The 17938-nt window shown below is 62.8% G+C and carries 19 protein-coding genes; 10 read left to right on the forward strand and 9 right to left on the reverse strand.

The genetic code is table 11. The features are described 5' to 3' along the window. Positions 1-91: 91 nt before the first annotated feature. The 3 genes from SM765_RS13690 to SM765_RS13700 all read right to left on the reverse strand — a co-directional run bounded on the left by SM765_RS13690 (position 92) and on the right by SM765_RS13700 (position 2889). Positions 92-451 carry an aspartate-semialdehyde dehydrogenase gene (locus tag SM765_RS13690; RefSeq protein ID WP_274830359.1) on the reverse strand — a complete coding sequence of 120 codons (360 nt, stop codon included), beginning with the start codon at positions 449-451 and terminating at the stop codon, positions 92-94. A gap of 143 nt (positions 452-594) precedes the next feature. Next, on the reverse strand, positions 595-1617 hold the full coding sequence (locus SM765_RS13695; RefSeq protein WP_065271621.1) for an aspartate-semialdehyde dehydrogenase: 1023 nt from the start codon (positions 1615-1617) through the stop codon (positions 595-597). A 96-nt stretch (positions 1618-1713) separates the two neighbouring features. Beyond that, a complete protein-coding gene (locus SM765_RS13700; protein WP_274838222.1) occupies positions 1714-2889 on the reverse strand; it encodes an MFS transporter in 1176 nt (391 codons plus the stop codon). Between the two features lie 150 nt (positions 2890-3039). Between SM765_RS13700 and SM765_RS13705 the strand changes: the two genes are divergently transcribed. Next, positions 3040-4191: a DUF3095 domain-containing protein gene (locus tag SM765_RS13705; protein WP_274830362.1), complete on the forward strand. Its 1152-nt coding sequence runs from the start codon at positions 3040-3042 to the stop codon at positions 4189-4191. 40 nt (positions 4192-4231) lie between these two features. Here SM765_RS13705 and SM765_RS13710 read toward each other — a convergent pair whose 3' ends face one another. Then, entirely contained in the window at positions 4232-4882 is a 651-nt protein-coding gene (locus SM765_RS13710; protein ID WP_274830397.1) for a carbonic anhydrase, read from the reverse strand. Between the two features lie 177 nt (positions 4883-5059). Here SM765_RS13710 and SM765_RS13715 point away from each other — a divergent pair, with 177 nt between their 5' ends. From SM765_RS13715 to SM765_RS13725, 3 genes are all read left to right on the forward strand, one after another. Beyond that, positions 5060-5419, forward strand: coding sequence for a hypothetical protein (locus SM765_RS13715; protein ID WP_065271624.1), 360 nt, complete (start codon positions 5060-5062; stop codon positions 5417-5419). A gap of 124 nt (positions 5420-5543) precedes the next feature. Continuing rightward, positions 5544-6947, forward strand: a complete 1404-nt coding sequence (locus SM765_RS13720; protein WP_274838221.1) for a leucyl aminopeptidase family protein — start codon at positions 5544-5546, stop codon at positions 6945-6947. Further along, positions 6944-7714: a C40 family peptidase gene (locus SM765_RS13725; protein ID WP_274838220.1), complete on the forward strand. Its 771-nt coding sequence runs from the start codon at positions 6944-6946 to the stop codon at positions 7712-7714. Before SM765_RS13720 ends, SM765_RS13725 begins: the two co-directional genes overlap by 4 nt. A 36-nt stretch (positions 7715-7750) precedes the next feature. Here the strand turns inward: SM765_RS13725 and SM765_RS13730 are convergent, their stop codons facing one another. The 4 genes from SM765_RS13730 to SM765_RS13745 form a co-directional block, all read right to left on the reverse strand. Next, the gene (locus SM765_RS13730) at positions 7751-8095 is read right to left on the reverse strand and encodes a DUF2794 domain-containing protein (protein WP_065271626.1); all 345 of its coding nucleotides are present in this window, start codon (positions 8093-8095) and stop codon (positions 7751-7753) included. Positions 8096-8126: 31 nt separating this feature from the next. Then, on the reverse strand, positions 8127-8606 hold the full coding sequence (locus SM765_RS13735; RefSeq protein WP_274838219.1) for a YqfO family protein: 480 nt from the start codon (positions 8604-8606) through the stop codon (positions 8127-8129). Then, positions 8599-9345, reverse strand: coding sequence for an ArsR/SmtB family transcription factor (locus SM765_RS13740; RefSeq protein ID WP_274838218.1), 747 nt, complete (start codon positions 9343-9345; stop codon positions 8599-8601). The genes SM765_RS13735 and SM765_RS13740 overlap by 8 nt, the downstream gene beginning before the upstream one ends. An 88-nt stretch (positions 9346-9433) precedes the next feature. Further along, positions 9434-11155, reverse strand: coding sequence for a Y-family DNA polymerase (locus SM765_RS13745; RefSeq protein ID WP_274838217.1), 1722 nt, complete (start codon positions 11153-11155; stop codon positions 9434-9436). A 121-nt stretch (positions 11156-11276) separates the two neighbouring features. On the opposite strand from SM765_RS13745, the gene SM765_RS13750 reads away from it, so the two are divergent. Further along, positions 11277-11774: a c-type cytochrome gene (locus SM765_RS13750; RefSeq protein WP_274838216.1), complete on the forward strand. Its 498-nt coding sequence runs from the start codon at positions 11277-11279 to the stop codon at positions 11772-11774. A gap of 102 nt (positions 11775-11876) precedes the next feature. Here SM765_RS13750 and SM765_RS13755 read toward each other — a convergent pair whose 3' ends face one another. Further along, on the reverse strand, positions 11877-12494 hold the full coding sequence (locus SM765_RS13755; protein WP_065271630.1) for a TetR/AcrR family transcriptional regulator: 618 nt from the start codon (positions 12492-12494) through the stop codon (positions 11877-11879). 230 nt (positions 12495-12724) lie between these two features. Here SM765_RS13755 and mbfA point away from each other — a divergent pair, with 230 nt between their 5' ends. The 5 genes from mbfA to SM765_RS13780 all read left to right on the forward strand — a co-directional run bounded on the left by mbfA (position 12725) and on the right by SM765_RS13780 (position 17863). After that, positions 12725-13699 (forward strand): iron exporter MbfA, encoded by a 975-nt coding sequence (gene mbfA / locus SM765_RS13760; RefSeq protein ID WP_274838215.1) that lies wholly within the window; start codon positions 12725-12727, stop codon positions 13697-13699. A 329-nt stretch (positions 13700-14028) separates the two neighbouring features. Beyond that, positions 14029-14958: an AEC family transporter gene (locus tag SM765_RS13765; RefSeq protein WP_065271632.1), complete on the forward strand. Its 930-nt coding sequence runs from the start codon at positions 14029-14031 to the stop codon at positions 14956-14958. A 134-nt stretch (positions 14959-15092) separates the two neighbouring features. Further along, entirely contained in the window at positions 15093-15926 is an 834-nt protein-coding gene (fghA, locus tag SM765_RS13770) for an S-formylglutathione hydrolase (protein ID WP_274838214.1), read from the forward strand. 21 nt (positions 15927-15947) lie between these two features. Beyond that, positions 15948-17411, forward strand: a complete 1464-nt coding sequence (gene sthA / locus SM765_RS13775; RefSeq protein WP_274838213.1) for a Si-specific NAD(P)(+) transhydrogenase — start codon at positions 15948-15950, stop codon at positions 17409-17411. Beyond that, positions 17408-17863, forward strand: coding sequence for a YaiI/YqxD family protein (locus SM765_RS13780; RefSeq protein WP_274830370.1), 456 nt, complete (start codon positions 17408-17410; stop codon positions 17861-17863). Before sthA ends, SM765_RS13780 begins: the two co-directional genes overlap by 4 nt. Positions 17864-17938 lie beyond the last annotated feature (75 nt).

Raw genomic sequence — 17938 nt, forward strand, 5'->3', positions numbered from 1 at the left:
ACGTTGCGGGCCGGTCCGCCTCTCGCCACAACAACCAAAGGAGGTGCCCCCCTCCGGACGGCCGCTCTCTCTCGACGCCGCTCAGAATGCGCTAGTTGCGCACCGGCAGTTTGCGCACTGCGCGGGTTGGGGCGGTTTTCTTGAACCGCTGCTCCAGCTCTTCGGCAGGGTAGCCGAGGAAGCTGCAGGTGCAGATCTGCACGTGGCTGTGACCATCATAAAGATGCATGTGGCCTTTGGCACGCTTCATGTAGAATCCCTTGGCCTGCAGGGCGCTGCGCAGCTCGGACCAGCTGGTCGCATCATCGAAAATCGGACACAGCGATATACGCAGCTGGATCATCATCTCGGTGTCCAGGCGGCTTTGATCGCAGGCGCTGGACCAGGCCGTCTGGGCCATAGCTGCATCGCCGGTCGTCACAGTTTCACGTTCAAAATCATGGGAGTACATGGCAGCGTTCCTCGTTTTCTCTGACTCTTACCAGCATGGTCTTGTTTGTGACCACAATGGGGCGGCTGCCGGATGCAAATGGGGCCACTTCTTGCGAAATGGCCCCAGTTTTATTTGGTTTTTAAAGCAAGTTGCGCTGCAACTCAGCCCTTTTTCAGAACCTCACGGCCCAGGAGTTCGGCAATCTGCACCGCGTTCAGCGCTGCGCCTTTGCGCAGGTTGTCACTGACGCACCACAGGTTCAGACCATTATCGATGGTGCTGTCCTGACGGATCCGGCTGATGAAGGTGGCATAGTCGCCAACGCATTCGACCGGGGTCACGTAGCCACCGTCTTCGCGCTTGTCGATCACCATGATGCCCGGCGCTTCGCGCAGGATGTCGCGCGCTTCGTCTTCGTCCAGATGGTCTTCGAACTCGACGTTCAGCGCTTCGGAGTGCCCAACAAAGACCGGCACGCGCACACAAGTCGCGGTGACCTTGATGGCGGGATCGACGATCTTCTTGGTCTCGGCGACCATCTTCCACTCTTCCTTGGTCGACCCGTCTTCCATGAAGACGTCGATATGCGGAATGACGTTAAAGGCGATCTGCTTGGGGTAGACCTTGGGCGGCACATCCTGAGTCGGATTGTAGACGGCCTTGGTCTGGTCCCACAGCTCATCAATCGCTTCCTTGCCCGAACCGGACACCGACTGATAGGTGCTGACGATCACGCGCTTGATCTTGGCGCGGTCGTGCAGCGGCTTCAGCGCGACGACCATCTGCGCGGTCGAACAGTTCGGGTTGGCGATGATGTTTTTCTTGGAATAGCCGTGCACCGCCTCGGGATTCACCTCGGGCACGATCAGCGGGATGTCCGGATCGTAACGGTACAGCGAGGAGTTATCGATCACCACGCAACCCGCAGCCGCCGCCTTGGGCGCATACTTCTTGGTTGCGTCCGAGCCGATGGCGAACAGCGCCATGTCCCAGCCGGTGAAATCGAAGGTGTCCAGATCCTGGGTAGTGAGGGTCTTGTCGCCAAATGTCACTTCGGTTCCCAGGGATTTGCGGCTTGCCAGGACGGCAACCTCATCCACCGGAAACTGGCGCTCGGCCAGAATGTTCAGCATTTCGCGGCCCACGTTACCCGTGGCGCCCGCGATAACGACGCGATAACCCATAATTAGTTTCTCCAGTTTTGCCCGGCCTCGTGGCCGGCTGCGGTGTCATATAGGGATTGCGCCAGAATTTAAAGGGCCACCATCACACCATCATCATCAATCCAGGCTATCACGGCTGAACAGATAGATCACACAGCCAAGGAGCAGGGAGGCCGCGAAAAACCCAAACAGGGCAATGTACGGCGCAGCAGGATCGCTCCCTTGCGCCATCTCTGCGTGAATGCGGCCGCTGGCAAATTGCATCAGCCCAACGCCGCCGATGCCGAAAAAGTTCAAGAGCGTGACTCCGCGCCCCACCAGATGCGCAGGCACGAAGGCCCGGCCATGGGCGATCACCACCGGGAAGGAGGCGCCGAAGAAGCCGATCCCCGCCATCAGTGCGACTGGCACCCAGACCGGCGCGCCGCTCAGTACAATCAGGGCCACAAGGCCAAGAACCACCGCCATGCTACCGCCCCAGATCACCCATTTGCGCGTGCTCAGCATTCGGTCCAATGGCCCGTAGACAAAGGTTCCGAGGATCATCGCCACCCCCATGATCAGGGTGATCAGCCCGATCTGACCGGTCTCCATCCCGTAGACATCGGAAAAATAGGGACCGATCCACAATCCCCGGATCGCAGCGACCGGGGCATAACTGACCAACATGATAGGAAAAATTGCCCAGAGCACCGGCATTTTCAAAAGGTCGAGAACCGAGCCTTTGACCTCTGTATGGCTCTTTGGCGGGTCCTTGACCGTCAGCCAGATCCCCGCTGCCACGCTGGCGGAAACGGCGGCCAGCCCGACCAGCGTCGCGCGCCAGCCGACCAGCTCTACTGCCAGCGCCGTGGGATAAGAGGCCACCAGATTGCCAACTGATCCAACCCCAAGCATCAGCGCCGCCAGCGTCGCAAACCGCACCGGCGGATAGGTCTGTGCAAAGATGAAATAGGAGGCCATAAGAACTGGCGAACAGCCGATCCCGATCAGGAACATCGCGACCGCAATGTGAAACGGCCCGCTTGCCAGGGCGAACACAAGCGCGCCGCCCCCACCACCCAGCAACAGCAAAACCGCTGCGCTACGTCTGGGGCCGATATGGTCCAGCGCCCAGCCGACGGGCAACTGCATCACCGCAAAGGCCAGGAACCACATCCCCGATGCAAAGGCGAGATCGTCCGGTTTCACCCCAAGATCAGTGCCCAGTACCCCTGTGAGAACCGCCAGAAAAGCTCGGAAAAACTGGCTCAGCACATAGGCCAGGCACAGCAGAATCAATCCCGCCTGCATTCATATCCCCCCGATGCTTCTGTTGCGCGGATCATTCCCGTCGCAAGAGGAGCATTAAATCACGCTGGTGTAACTTGCATGTTTGCCAGATCACTACAATTCCTTTGGAGACCGATATCCCTCGGAACGATTGGAACGGCCAAGGATGCGATGACACGGCAGGACAGGTTTTATGAACAGCTCCCCAAACACGGAGCCTTCTCGGCCCTGGCCCGTCCAGAGGTCTTTGTCCCGCTACCGCAGCACTGGGTGGTATGCTGCACCGACATCGTAGCCTCTACCGACCTGATTGCCGCCGGGGAATACAAGACCGTCAACATGGTGGGCGCCTCGGTCATTGCCGCCATGATGAACACACTCGGCGATACCGCCTTTCCCTATAGTTTCGGTGGCGACGGGGCATCCTTTGCGGTCGCTCCTGAGCACGCGGGCACCGCGCGCGAAACTCTGGCGCGGTTGCGGGATTGGGTCAGAGATGAATTCGGCATCACCCTGCGGGCGGCACAGATGCCGATCGAACGGATCCGCGCCGAGGGGTTAAACGTGACCGTTGCCCGCTATGCAGTGTCCGAGGATGCCGATTATGCGATGTTCTCGGGCGGGGGTCTGGCCTGGGCCGAGCAGCAGATGAAGGCGGGTGCCTACAGCATCGGCGCGGCAGAGACGGAGGAACCTCCGGACCTGACCGGCCTGTCCTGCCGCTGGAGCAATACGCCCGCCCGCAACGGGCTGATTATGTCGCTGGTTGTCCTGCCCGTTGCAGGCACCGGCCCGCATCAGTTTTCACAGATTGCATCCGAACTGCTGGAGCTGACGGCACAACTGGACCGCAGCGGACACCCGGTCCCGGTCAGCGGCCCCGCTCTGAGGTTTCCGCCCCCGGGGCTGATGATCGAAGCGCGTCTTTCGCGGGGCTATATCCCGCTGTCCTTGCGCGCCCTGTGGCTGACCGCAGGGTCCGCCATTGCAAGGTTTCTGTTTGGGCGTGGCAAACCAACCGGCAGTTTTGATCCCGATCACTATCTGTCCGTGCTCAGCGCCAACTCTGACTTCCGAAAATTCGATGACGGGCTGAAGATGACCGTCGATTGTAGCCCTGCCGTGCGGGACCGGGTCCTGGACCTGTTGGAGAGAACACAACAGGCCGGGCAGATTCGCTTCGGCCTGCACGAACAGGACGCAGCCATGGTGACCTGTATCGTGCCCTCTGCCATGCGGGATGATCATGTGCATTTCGTCGATGGGGCTTCGGGCGGCTACACCCAAGCCGCCGCTGACCTGCAACGCCGGACCCAGTCCTGAACCGGCTCTGGCCTGAGCTTACCCCCCATGTGAGTCCCGTTCAAACCTGTTGGAATGCTCCAGTTTTGGGATCATAGCATTCCAGACCACCTTCACCGATGTCCGTCCACAGACCATGAAGGCTGAGCGAGCCTTCGGAGACCGCGTCTTCGATGAAGGGAAAGGTCATCAGATTCTCAAGCGATGCGACAACCGCCTGACGCTCGAACTGGCGCGCCTGATTCTCTGCATCGTCGATGTCTTCGACCAAAGTGAACTTCGGCTTCAGGATGTCCATCCAGCGACCGACGAAACTTTCCTTCGCCTCCAACCCTGGCGCGTGGCCCTTACACATATCGATACAGCCTTGCACGCCTCCGCATTGGGAATGACCCAGCACGATCAGATGCGCCACCTTCAGTACCGTAACCGCATATTCGATCGTGGCACTGGTGCCGTGGTGGTCGCCATCGGGTGCATAGGGCGGCACCAGATTCGCGATATTGCGATGAATAAAGAACTCACCCTGGTCCGCGCCAAAGATCGAGGTGACGTGAACGCGGCTGTCGCAGCAGGAAATCACCATCGCGCGCGGGCGCTGCCCTTCGGAAGCCAGACGCCGGTACCAGCCCTGGTTTTCCTGATAAGCCGTCGCTTTCCAGCCGTGGTAACGCGTCACGAGATAGCTCGGCAGAGGCTTGGCGTATTGCATATGGTGCATTCCCTGATTTGAACCCTGACAGGGGTGATAGCCTGCATTGTCAGCAAATTCGAGAGATTCCAGCATCAGCCTGGAAACCTTTTGACAACTCTTGAGGGTCAAATTGGTCATCGTGCCGTGGGGGCATAGTGAACTGGGGTGAATGTGGTGACCAATATACTCACTGTCATGCATAAGGAAAATGTGCGTCTGGATCCGGGAAAACTGTCCGAGCTGTATTCACAGCTGGGCGAGACCGGAGCCGAAGACGTCGTTTGCCGTGCAATTGAAGAACTGGCGGTCCGCCTTTCGCATTGCGAACGCTTGTGGCGTCAGAATGATATGGAAAATCTGCGCAAGAACGCGCGCTCGCTGATCGCGATTTCGGATCAGATCGGTATGACCGCGATGGCGGCCATCGCCGGCGATGTGACCGACGCCGTCGACAGCAAGGATTCGCCGGCCATTGCGGCAACGGTGTTCCGCCTGCTGCGCGTTGGCGAAAGATCCCTGACCGCAGTCTGGGAACAGCAGGACCTCTCCATCTGAATCCGACACGACCAGAACCCAAATCCAAAATCCGACCCACAGGCTGTATTCAAGCAGGGCTTGCAGGCAACGCGGTGACGGATACTCTGACGGCTGAATAAGCCCCCATGACCGGAGTATCCCGATGACCCCCGTTTTTGCCGCACCCTGCGATAATGCTATTGTGCTTTATGTTATTGATCAGGCGTCCTGCGAAACCTGGCTGCAAACCCAGCCAGATCAGGTCGCAGGATGGGCGCGGGCAAATGGGTTCAAGGGAGTGATCGGTCAGGTGCTTCTGGTTCCGGCCTCCGATGGAAACGGCCCAGCAATGGCGCTGGCCGGATATGGCAGCGCAGCACAGCGTGCGCGTCAGCGGTTTACGCTGGCGGCGGCAGCCGAAAAGCTGCCCGAAGGGATCTATACACTTGCAAGCGGGGGCGATGGCGGCAACGCAATTCCCGAGGCTGCTCTGGAACAGGAATGTTTCGGCTGGCTGATGACGCAGTATCGCTTTGATCGCTACAAGGAGGCCAAGGCGCCCGGTGCTGCTCTGGTTGCACCCGAAGGTGTCGATGCGAAAGCCGTCGAATCGCTGGTGGCCGCCGAATGCCTGACCCGCGATCTGATCAATACACCCGCCGCCGATATGGGCCCTGACCAGTTGCAAGCCGCAGCCGAGGACCTGGCCCGCGAATTCGGCGCCACGGCACAGGTGACGCTGGATCAGGACCTTCTGGAACAGAACCTGCCAATGATTCACGCGGTTGGCCGGGCCGCCACGGCGCGCCCCCGCCTCATTGACCTGCGCTGGGGCGATAGCGGACCAAAGCTGACTCTGGTGGGTAAAGGCGTCTGTTTCGACACCGGCGGGCTCAACCTCAAACCCGGCAGCAGCATGGGGTTGATGAAGAAGGACATGGGCGGCTCTGCCACCGTGCTGGGGCTGGCGCGGATGATCATGGCCGCCGGATTGCCAGTGCAGCTGCGCGTGCTGATCCCCGCGGTCGAGAATGCGGTTTCCGGCAATGCCTTCCGGCCCGGCGATGTACTGACCTCCCGCAAGGGGCTGACGGTCGAGATCAACAACACCGACGCCGAGGGCCGTCTGGTGCTGGCCGATGCCCTGACACTGGCAGATGAGGATACGCCTGACCTGCTGATCTCCATGGCGACGCTGACCGGCGCCGCGCGGGTGGCTGTGGGGCCGGATCTGGCGCCCTTTTACGCCAGCGCCGATGCGGATGCCGCTGCCATTGCAGGCACGGCGGGGCAGATGGCCGATCCAGTCTGGCGCATGCCTTTCCACGACCCTTATGAGACGATGATCGAACCCGGCATTGCCGATCTCGACAACGCGCCTGCGGGCGGCTTTGCCGGATCGATCACCGCCGCCCTTTTTCTGCGCCGCTTTGCGGGCAACAGCCGCTACATGCATTTCGACATCTATGGCTGGACGCCCAGCACCGCCCCTGCCCGCCCCAAGGGCGGTGTCGGTCAGGGCGCGCGGGCGATCTTTGCCGCGCTGCCGGAGATGTTGAACCTATGAGCGGCCCCGTGATGGACACCGCTGCGCAGGAGCGCGCGCGAATCGCCCTGCCCGTTGTCGATGTTCTGCGACGTCCCGATGGCCCGCGCGACCGGCAGTTTCTTTATGGGGCGCCGGTCTTGGTTCTCAGCTCACAGGATGGCTGGGCGCAGATCCGGGCCGAGAAGGATGGATATACCGGCTATGTCCCGGTGGCGGCCCTGACCGCGCCGCTGGAAGCAACCCATTGGGTCAGCGCCCCGGCGACCCATGCCTATGCGAAACCCGATTTCAAATCGGCGGACCAATGCAGTCTCAGCTTTGGCAGCCTGCTGCGGGTCAGCGAAACCTCCGGGCGTTTCGCGGCAACCGAACTGGGGCATGTCCCCGCGACGCATCTGATGCCCATCGGCAGCCTGATGCAAGATCCGGTTACCGTGGCCGAAGGGTTCCTTGGCACGCCCTATCTCTGGGGCGGCGACAGCCGCTTTGGCATCGACTGTTCCGGGCTGGTGCAAGTCGCGCTGATGGCCTGCGGCATTGCCTGTCCCGGCGACAGCGGCCCGCAAGAGCGGGATCTGGGCCGCGCCCTGCCCGAAGGCAGCACCTATATGCGCGGTGATCTGTTGTTCTGGAAAGGCCATGTTGCCCTGGTGCGCGACGGCGAGAGCATCATCCACGCCAATGCCCATGACATGGCCGTGGCGATCGAACCCCTGGAAGCCGCAATCACTCGGATCGCCGAACAGGGCGATGGCCCCGTCACTGCGCACAAACGTTTATCCTGAAAAGGAGCCTCCTGGTTTGAGGGACTAACAAAAGGCTCAGTCGACGGCGCGGATCAGCTTGCGCTCCAGCACCCGCAGCACGGTTTTCAGATCGTGCCCCCGCTTCAGGATCTGGCCGTCGATGCCCACCACCGAATACTGCCCTTGACGGTTGCGCAGCTTGGGGCGTTTTTCGATCCGGTAGAGCGGGTGTTCAGCGGTGCGCCGAAACACCGAAAAGACAGCGCATTCCCGCAGCGAGGAAATCCCGTAGTCTCGCCACTCCCCTGCAGCCACCATGCGACCGTAAAGGGAAAGGATCACCGACAGTTCCTTGCGGTCGAATGAAACCTGTTCTGGGATGCCAGCCCCGGGGAATGACGCCGTGTTTTGAAAGCTCATGATATCAGGTTCGCGTCAATCCGGGCGGGAATCAAGCGGTTTCGACGCGCACGCCCCCATCGCTGCGATGCACATCGGGCACCCAATCCGCACCCGCCCGGTTCCAGAACCGGTTGGGATTGCCTTCGTCTTGTCCCCGGATATGCCGGGTGCGGCTGGCCGCAAGCAGCTGGATCACCGGCTCTTCATAGGGATGAACGTCATAGATCGCCCGTAGCAGCGGATCGAGATCAGCGCCAGTTCGCGGCACAAAGACCTGCACTTCGACGCAAGGCACCTCTACCGCCGCTTCGCTGGCCCGGTTGACCCCGCCCGGAAGCGAGCGGAACTGTTGCACCCCCGTCGCGGTGGTGAACCCCACCTGATCATAATCGCCCCAGCGCAACGGATCACAGGCGACAATCGCATCCATCACCTTTGCGGCGTCACCCTTTGGCACCTGCACCAGCAGCCGGGTTCCGGTCTGAACGGTGTAGCGTTGATCCTGCCTGTCAGATCTGGTTTCAGACATGGGGTCCTCCCCCACTCAATTCCGTCGCGCTTCCGGACAACTCCAGCCCCAGGATCTGCTGCAGCGCCCTGCGGCCCGGCGCGGTGAGGGTCAGCCCCCGCTTGTGTTGACGGCGCAGCATCCAGCCGCGCTCCAGCGCATAAGACAGCAGTTGCCGCCCCAGCGGTCCCGCCACATGCAGCCGCCGTTCGGTCCAGTCGAGACAGGGCCGGGCAAAGGGCCGGCGCGCGCTGCGTTGCGGATCCGGCAGAGTGACCCCAAGCGGCGCCCACAGATCGGATGGGACGGTATCGAACCCGCCGTCCCGTTCTGCCAGCATCCCCCGGCGCAATAAGGCCTGCGTCATCGCCACCGCCAACGGCCCGGCCAGATGATCATAGCAGCTGCGCACCTCGGCCAGTCCACCCGCCTTGCGGCGCTGCGCCAGATACAGACTGTCGGCAGGGGCGATTGCGGCCAGTTGTTCCAGCGCTTGGGCAACCTCGGCCCCGGACAGCCGGTGATAAACACAGCGGCCCCGTTTCTCCGCCACCACCAGCCCGGCCTCCTGCAACATCCGCAAATGCGCGGTCGCCGTCTGCGGCGTGATCCCGGCGGCTGCGGCAAGCTCTTTGTTGGTATAGGCCCGCCCCTCCATCAGCTCACACAGCATCCGGGTGCGGCTGGCATCGCCGATGGCCTGCCCCAGAATATCAAAACGCGGGGTCTGCGGGGGCTTATGCGGGTCTGGTCTGTTCATCTGATAACCCTAGGCGCTGCCGCCCCCGGCCCCAAGGACAAAGACTTCGGCGCAGAGCGAAGGATCGGCGCCGCGGGCGGGGGCACGCTCAGGCAAAACTGCCCTGGCAGAACCAACCCCGCGACAGCGCCGCGCCATGGGCAAAGAACAACCACAACCGGGCCCCGCAGGTGGTCACCACCACCCAGTAATCGCGCACTCCGGTTCGCCAGTTCGGATCCTCCAACCACCATTCCGGGGCGATGCGCTCGGGGCCTTCGGCGGTGGCCAGCTCCCAGTCGCGCCCGCGCCAGCGGAACCGTTCGGGCACCTGGGGCACATCCGGGGCCATCACCAGTTCCGGGCGCCACAGCAACAAGGGGCGCGCATGGGGCGCTGCGGGCCAGTCCTGCGCAGGCTCTGACCAGGCGGCGGCCAGCACCTTGGCTGTTTTTTCCGGGATATGCGTCTCGACCGGGTGGCGCCGGGTGATCGCCTCCAGCCCGACCCGCGCGCCGATACGTCCGATCAGATCTTCCAGCGCCACGGTCTGCCCGCCCGCCTGCCGGGTTCTGGCGGCGGCAGTAGCCTCCAGATGACCTGCCTGGGTGCGGGCATGGATGGGTTCGGCCTGCATGGCCTCAAGACGTAGCATCTCGATGCCAAACCCCGCGTCGATCTGCTCCATCTTCATCGCCAGCAGCGGCCGGATGCGGTCCGGGTCCCGGCTGGGTCGCGCCAGACCGACGGTCACGATCTGGGCCGCCTGATCGACCCGGTGCGCCTCAAGCCGCAGCAGACGCGCGCCCTTGCCGCGTTCCTCAAGCAAGGCGCAAAGCCGGGGCAGCATCCGATCGATCCCTGCCTGAAGATCCTCCACCAGGCCGATCGGCTCGGGCAGGGTCAGGCGCACCGCAAAACTGTCAGGCACCCCCGCCGGGGAGACCGGTTCCGGGGTGCTGCCCATGGCCTGATCAAGGCGCAGTACCAGCCCCCGGCCAAAGCGCCGCGCCAGACTGGCCCGGGGCTGATCCAGGAGATCGCCGATCTGCCGCAGGCCAAGTCGGCCCAGCTGCGCCACGGCTGACGCCTCCAGCCGCAGGGCCGCCACTGGCAGGGGCGCCAGAACCCGGTGCGCCTGCCCCACCGGCGCGATCCGTTCGGGCTGCTGCGACAGCTCGACCGCCTGCGGTGCCGCACCGCCCCGGGTCCAGTGCCTGCGCCCCGCCTTGCCCGAAGGCGCCCCTTGCCCCGGCGCCGCCGGGCGTACAGATATGCGGGCCGCGCGGGCGCGGGTGGCGCGGGCCTCCTGATCGATGGCATCGCCGGACCGGTCCACCGGCAACCCGGCCCCCTGCCCTGCATAGCGCGCCAGCGCCCAGGCCGCGCCCAGTGTATCGGCCAGCCCCATCCGCACCGTGATCCCCATGTCCGCGCAGTCCGCATCGATCTGCGTCAGCAGGGCCGCCTCGCCATCAAAAAGATGTGAACAGCCGGTCATGTCGAGATTGATTTCATCCGGGACCTGCGGCGCAACCCAGGGGCTGAACTTGCCCGCCCAGCGCCCAAGAGCCATCAAAAAAGCCGTTTCCGCCGGAATATTGCGCTTACGAGTCAAGAGCGTAGCGCAAATGGCATGGGCATCACGCAGCGGTTGCCCAACAAAAAGCCCCTCGGCCTCGGCCGCCTCATTTAACGCAGAAATAACCTGTGTGTTGGAAAGTTCCTCCACAATGGCCAGAGGCCCGGCAAGACTGCCACGCCCGGCGCGCATCACACGCTCTGCTCCGAGACGCGGAAACCAGAGCGACAATATGCGGCGGTGGGACATGACACGATCCGGTTTGATGGTCCAATATTTTCGAAAACAAGCAGTCGGCACCGCCTATGTTCTACATTTGTTCCAATCATTCGATTCGGTCAATCCACCCCCACACACAGGAGCCGCGCTCATGACGCATCCGCTCATGCCCTCTGTCTCGCCGCGCGGCTTGCGCAGCATTCCTGCCCTTCTGGTGCTGGGTCTGGCCCTGGCAGGTGCGCAACTGGATGCAGCCGCACCGATCGCGGACAAGCACGTCAAGCGGCGGGTCGAGCTGATGGCCACCCAGAAAGCGGCCATTACCACGCTGGCTGACATGATGGCCGGGCGCACCAGCTTTAACGCCTCCAAGGCCAAGGCCGCCCGGCGCACGCTGGTGAAAACAACAGGCGACATCCGCAAACGGTTCAAGAAACCGCGCATGGATCCGAATTCACACGCCAACCCGCTGATCTGGCAACAATGGGATGATTTCGAAACCCGGGCAGAGACCGCCAAGGACGCCGCCAAACAGCTGAACGCATATACCCTGAACGGACTGCTGCGGACGGTGCCCAGCATGGTGCAGGCTTGCCTCAGCTGCCACGAAACCTACCGGAATGCGCCCAACGATTTCATCACCCACTGAGGGAGACGTGACACAGGAGGGTCGCCCAGAGGGCGGGCCTCCATCAACGGCACTGCGCTGCGCCGAAGCAGGCGACACAGACTAAGGACAGGCTCGTCCCGGTCAGCCACCATAACGGGCCAAGAACAGCTCCACCGCCCCTGCGATCACCCGCTCGCGCTCTTCGGCCGAAAACTCGGTATCGATGTTGAAGATCAGACGCGGCACCAGATCGGCCCGGCACAATTCGGCAAACTGATCCGCGGCAAGGTCGAAATCCTCGATCTGCAATTCCCCCCGTGCAGCCGCGCCTTTCAGGTAATCGCGCAGCCGGGCCCTGACCACCATCGGCCCACTTTCATAGAACTGGCGCCCAAGATCCGGGAAGCGATCTGCCTCGGCCACGCAGATCCGGAACATGCGCAGGCCGAATTCCGACAGGCTGACCGACAGGATGTGCCGCCCGGCAGCGCAAAGCACATCACGCGGTGTGCAGCAGGCCCCGGCCAGATCCATCGGCGCATCCGCCTGACGGGCGCATTCGTTGCGGGCAACTTCCATGAACAGCAGGCGCTTGTCGGGGAAATAGCTATAGAGCGTTGCCTTGGACACACCCGCAGCACGGGCGATATCGTCGACGCTGGCGCCTTCAAAACCATCGGCCATGAACACCTCGCGCGCGCCTTCCAGAACCTGGTCAAACTTACGTCCGGTCCTGACAATGCTGGCTTGCTCATTCATGACCGGTCCTCGTGGCGCTGGCGGGATGACCGGATCACTTTAGCCTACCCATCCGCTGTTCAACAACTCCCCAGTCATCAACACTCCAGCAGCACCCGGAACACCCGACGTCAAAGCATGAGCAACAACGACAAATGCTGCACTCTGCCGCAGCGCGCCTCTGCCGATGGGTCTTGCGCTTTGTCCTCAGGCTCATATGGTTAGAACCATTCTAAAAAGATGAGGCCCAAATGCGCTTTCTTCCACAGCGAAAACGGTTTTCGGACCTGACCGGCCAGGAGATCCTGGCGCTGGCCATTTCATCCGAAGAAGACGACGCCCGGATCTATCGCGGCTATGCCGCGCGGCTGCGGGAGGATTTTCCTGCCACCGCGAAGATGTTCGATGGCATGGCCGCCGAAGAGGATGAGCACCGCGCCCGGCTGATCGCCTTGCATGAACAGCGGTTTGGCCCGGCGATCCCGCTGATCCGGCGCGAACACGTGGCCGGTTATTACAACCGTCGCCCAATCTGGCTGATGGAGAACCTCAGCCTTGAGCGGATCCGCGAAGAAGCCAAGGCGATGGAGGCGGAGGCCGAACGCTTCTACCTCGCCGCAGCAGCCCGCACCCAGGACGCCGCCACCCGCAAATTGCTGGGCGATCTGGCGGCCGCCGAAGCGGGTCACCGCGACACCGCCGCCGAGCTGGAAGAGGCGCATCTGACGGGCGATGCGCGATCTGAGGAAGACCGCACCGCGCACCGGCAGTTCGTGCTGACCTGGGTGCAGCCGGGGCTGGCCGGGCTGATGGATGGTTCGGTCTCCACCCTGGCGCCGATCTTTGCCACCGCCTTTGCCACGCAGGACACCTGGACGACCTTCCTGGTCGGCGTTGCTGCCTCTGTGGGGGCGGGTATTTCCATGGGCTTTACCGAGGCAGCCTCGGACGATGGAGAGCTGTCGGGGCGCGGATCGCCGATGAAACGGGGCATTGCCTCGGGGGTAATGACGACGCTCGGCGGGCTTGGCCACGCCCTGCCCTATCTGATCCCCGAGTTCTGGACCGCGACGACCATCGCCTTTGTCATCGTGTTCGTGGAACTCTGGGCAATTGCCTGGATCCAGAACAAATACATGGAGACACCGTTCTGGCGCGCCACGCTGCAGGTGGTTCTGGGGGGAGCACTGGTTCTGGGCGCGGGCGCCCTGATCGGCAGCGGCTGACCGTCCAGAGCTACAGCGTCGGAATGCTCCCGCCCGCCGGCAACAGGCCCAAGGCCTGCCCCCTTCCCGTTGGGCGTAGCGCCGCGCCGACGCGCGGCGGGTTGCGCACCATCACCACCGGCGCACAGGCCGAAGCAGGAAAAACCATAGCCAAAGCATATCCCTGCCGTGCGCCAGCGCGGCGCGGCCCAACGGGAGCCCTGCATGTTTCATGCAGAGGCGACGGGCGGGAGGCGCGCGCTCTTCTCTTCCTCCCGCCTGCCCAATCAGGTCACCCACGAGCGCAATCAGGCTTTTCGTTTTGGTAAAATCAGGTTACCAGTTCAGCGATGGCTGACATATTCTTCAGAACCCTGCCCTTCTTTGCGATCATCGGCCTTGGCTACTGGGCCGGGCGCACGCGGTTCTTCACCGAAGAGGCCACGGCCTATCTGACGAAGTTCGTCTTCTTCTTCCCGCTTTCGGCGATGATTTTCCGCTTTGCCGCCAACCTGTCCTTTGCCGAGGTTTTCGATCCCAACCTGATCCTCGGCTATCTGGCTGGCACCGTCGCGGTCTACCTTATCGCCACGGCAGTGGCGGCCCTCAGGGGGTTGGACGTGCCCACCGCAGCGGTCGAGGCGCAATGCGCCGCCATCGGCAACGTCGGCTTCCTTGGCCTGCCGATGATGGCGATCCTGTTTGGCGAAGCCTCCATCGGGCCGATGATGGTGGTGCTGAGCGTCGATCTGGTGGTGTTCTCCTCGCTCATCGTCATCCTAATCAATGCCGGGCGCGGATCGGGGCTGGGTCCGCGCACCCTGAAACTGGTCGCAATGGGACTAGTGCGAAATCCGATGATCGTGGCCATCGTTGCCGGGCTGGCCTGGTCTGCCTCGGCGCAACCGATCCCGGCGCCGGTCAATGATTTCCTGTCGATCCTCGGCGGCGCCGCCACTCCCGGCGCGCTTTTTGCCATCGGCGCCTCGCTGGCCTCGAAATCGGCCGAGCGCATGCAGGTTGCCGTCTGGCTCAGCTTTGCCAAGCTGGTGCTGCATCCGCTCTGCGTTGCCATTGGCGTGTTGTGGCTGGTGCCCGTCGCCAGCTTTCCGGCCTCGGTGGCCATCGCGGCAGCCTCGCTGCCGGTGGCGGGCAATGTCTACATGCTAGCGCAGCATTACAACGTCGCGCCGCACCGGGTTTCAGCGGCGATTCTGATTTCGACCGCGCTGTCGATCCTGACCGTACCGCTGGCTATCGCCTGGGCGTCTGGACTTTAATCTCCACCAACCGCCCCCCGTTCAGTCTTTTGCAAAGCTTCTGACGCAAAAAGGCTGCGACAGGGCGCCGCAACACTGGACCCGGCCCCCGCCGACGGGTAGCTGATAGGCACTCATTTGCAAGGAGCCTCACCATGGAAACCGTATCGGAAAACAAATGCTTTGGCGGCGTGCAGGGCGTCTACCGGCACAAGAGCACGGTCACCAACTGCGATATGACCTTTGGCCTGTTCCTGCCCGAAGAGGCAAAGGATGGTCCGGTGCCGCTCCTGTGGTTCCTGTCGGGGCTGACCTGCACCCATGAAAACGCCATGACCAAGGCGGGCGCGCAGGCCTGGTGCGCGGAGCAGGGCATTGCCATTGTTTTCCCCGACACCTCGCCGCGCGGCGACGATGTGGCCGACGATGAAAACTATGATCTGGGCAAGGGCGCGGGGTTCTACGTGAACGCCACCCAGAATCCCTGGGCGCCGCATTACCAGATGTGGGACTATATCGCCGAAGAACTGCCCGCCTTTCTGGGCGCAAATTTCTCGGTCGATCTGGAGCGGCAAGCGATCTCCGGCCACTCCATGGGCGGCCATGGCGCGCTGACGCTGGCGATGAACCTGCCCGGACGGTTCCGCTCGGTCTCGGCCTTTGCGCCGATCTGCAACCCGACCGCCAGCGACTGGGGCCGCAAGCAGCTGACCGCCTATCTGGGCGCGGATGAGGCGGCATGGGCGAAACATGACGCCAGCCTGATGATGCGCGACACCGGTTTTGCCGGACCGGTTCTTGTCGATACCGGCACCGCCGACCAGTTCTATGAGCTGCTGCGCCCCGAAGCCCTGGCACAGGCTGTCGCCGAACGCCGCCAGCAGGCCACGCTGCGGCTGCAACCGGGCTATGACCACAGCTATTTCTTCATCTCCACCTTCATGGAAGAGCATGTCTCGTTTCACGCCGAGGCGCTGTACCGGGACTGATCCGCAAAAGGACCGAACCACATGAGCCAGTACGACTACGATCTTGTCATCATCGGCTCTGGCCCCTCGGGCCGGACTGCCGCCATTCAGGCCGGGAAACTCAAGCGGCGGGTGCTGGTCATCGACCGCAAGGACCGGCTGGGGGGCGTTTCGGTGCACACCGGCACGGTGCCGTCGAAAACCCTGCGAGAAACGGTGCTGAACCTCACCGGCTGGCGCGAGCGCAGTTTCTACGGCCGCGCCTACCGGGTGAAGGATCAGATCGACGCCGAGGACCTGAAGGCGCGCCTGCATATGACGCTGGACCACGAGGTGGACGTGCTGGAGCACCAGTTCAACCGCAACCACGTGGACTGGCTGGCAGGGCTTGCGCGCTTTACCGGTCCGAACGAGATTGAAGTGGCGACAGAAGCCGGCGACACCACCCGGGTCACCGGCGAGAAATTCCTGATCGCCACCGGCACCCGCACCTATCGCCCCGATGACGTGCCCTTTAACGGCAAGACCGTGGTCGATGGCGATGAATTCCTGGAAATGGAGGAAATCCCGCGCTCGCTGATCGTGGTGGGCGCCGGGGTCATCGGCGTGGAATATGCCACCATGTTCTCGGCGCTTGATGTGCGAGTGACCCTGATCGAGCCGCGCGAGACCTTCCTGGATTTCATCGACCGCACCATCATCGAGGATTTCACCCATCAGATCCGCGAAAACGGTGTCGACCTGCGGCTTGGCTCGGCCATCGAGAAGATCGAGGACGAAGGCAGCCATATCGAGGTCAGCATGGCCAATGGCCGCCATGTGCGCGGTGAAATGCTGCTGTTCGCGGCCGGACGCATGGGCAATACCGACAATCTGAACCTCAAGGCCGTGGGGCTGGAGACCGACCACCGAGGCCGCATCAGCGTCGAGCGCAAGACCTACCAGACCTCGGTGCCGCATGTGTATGCCACCGGCGATGTGATCGGGCACCCCTCGCTCGCCTCCACATCCCTGCAGCAGGGCCGCGTCGCCGCCTGTCACGCGCTGGAGACGCCCACCGTCCCCGAAAGCCCTTGGTTCCCCTATGGCATCTACTCGGTGCCGGAAATCTCCACCTGCGGCATGTCCGAGGAAGAGCTACAGGAGCGCGGTGTGCCCTATGAGGTCGGAATCGCGCGGTTCCGCGAAACCTCCCGCGGGCATATCATGGGGCTGGAACACGGCATGCTGAAAATGCTGTTCTCACTCAAAACCCGCCGAGTGCTGGGGGTTCAGATCGTCGGTGAAGGCGCGACCGAGCTTATTCACATTGCCCAGGCGGTGCTGAACCTTCAGGGCACGGTGGAATACTTCGTCCAGAACACCTTCAACTACCCGACCCTGGCCGAGGCCTACAAGATCGCGGGTCTGGATGCCTTCAACCGGATGCCCATCCCGGATGAGTTCAAGGTGAAGCAGCCGACCAAAGCTCCCGAGAAATCAGAGCCTAAAAAGGCGAAAGAGTGAGCGCGCTTTACATCGATGCCGACGCCTGCCCGGTCAAGGCAGAGGCCGAGCGGGTCGCCACCCGTCACGGGCTGAAGATGTTCGTGGTCTCCAATGGCGGCTTGCGCCCCTCGGCCAATCCGCTGGTGGAAACCGTGATCGTCTCCGAAGGCGCCGATGTGGCCGATATGTGGATCGCCGAACGCTGCGGACCAGGCGATGTGGTGGTGACCGGCGATATCCCTCTCGCCGCCAAATGCATCGAGACCGGCGCCCGGGTACTGCGCCACAATGGCGAACGCTTCACCGAGGCCAACATTGGCCAGCAGCTGGCGATGCGCGACCTGATGGCCGACCTGCGCGCCGCCAACCCGCTTGGCGCGGGGGGCAGCGGCAAGGGCTTCACCAAAGCGGACCGCTCGCGGTTTCTGGACAGTCTGGAGCGCGAGATCCGGGCCGCCAAACAGTCCTGAACGAAAACAATTTTCCGGCAACAAAGTCTCACCCAGAGCCTTGCGGCGGAGAGGCAACTCCGTCACTGATCAGGC

Origin of the sequence: Pseudophaeobacter sp. 1A09344, from assembly GCF_041008745.1 — a bacterium.
Lineage (GTDB): Bacteria > Pseudomonadota > Alphaproteobacteria > Rhodobacterales > Rhodobacteraceae > Phycobacter > Phycobacter gallaeciensis_A.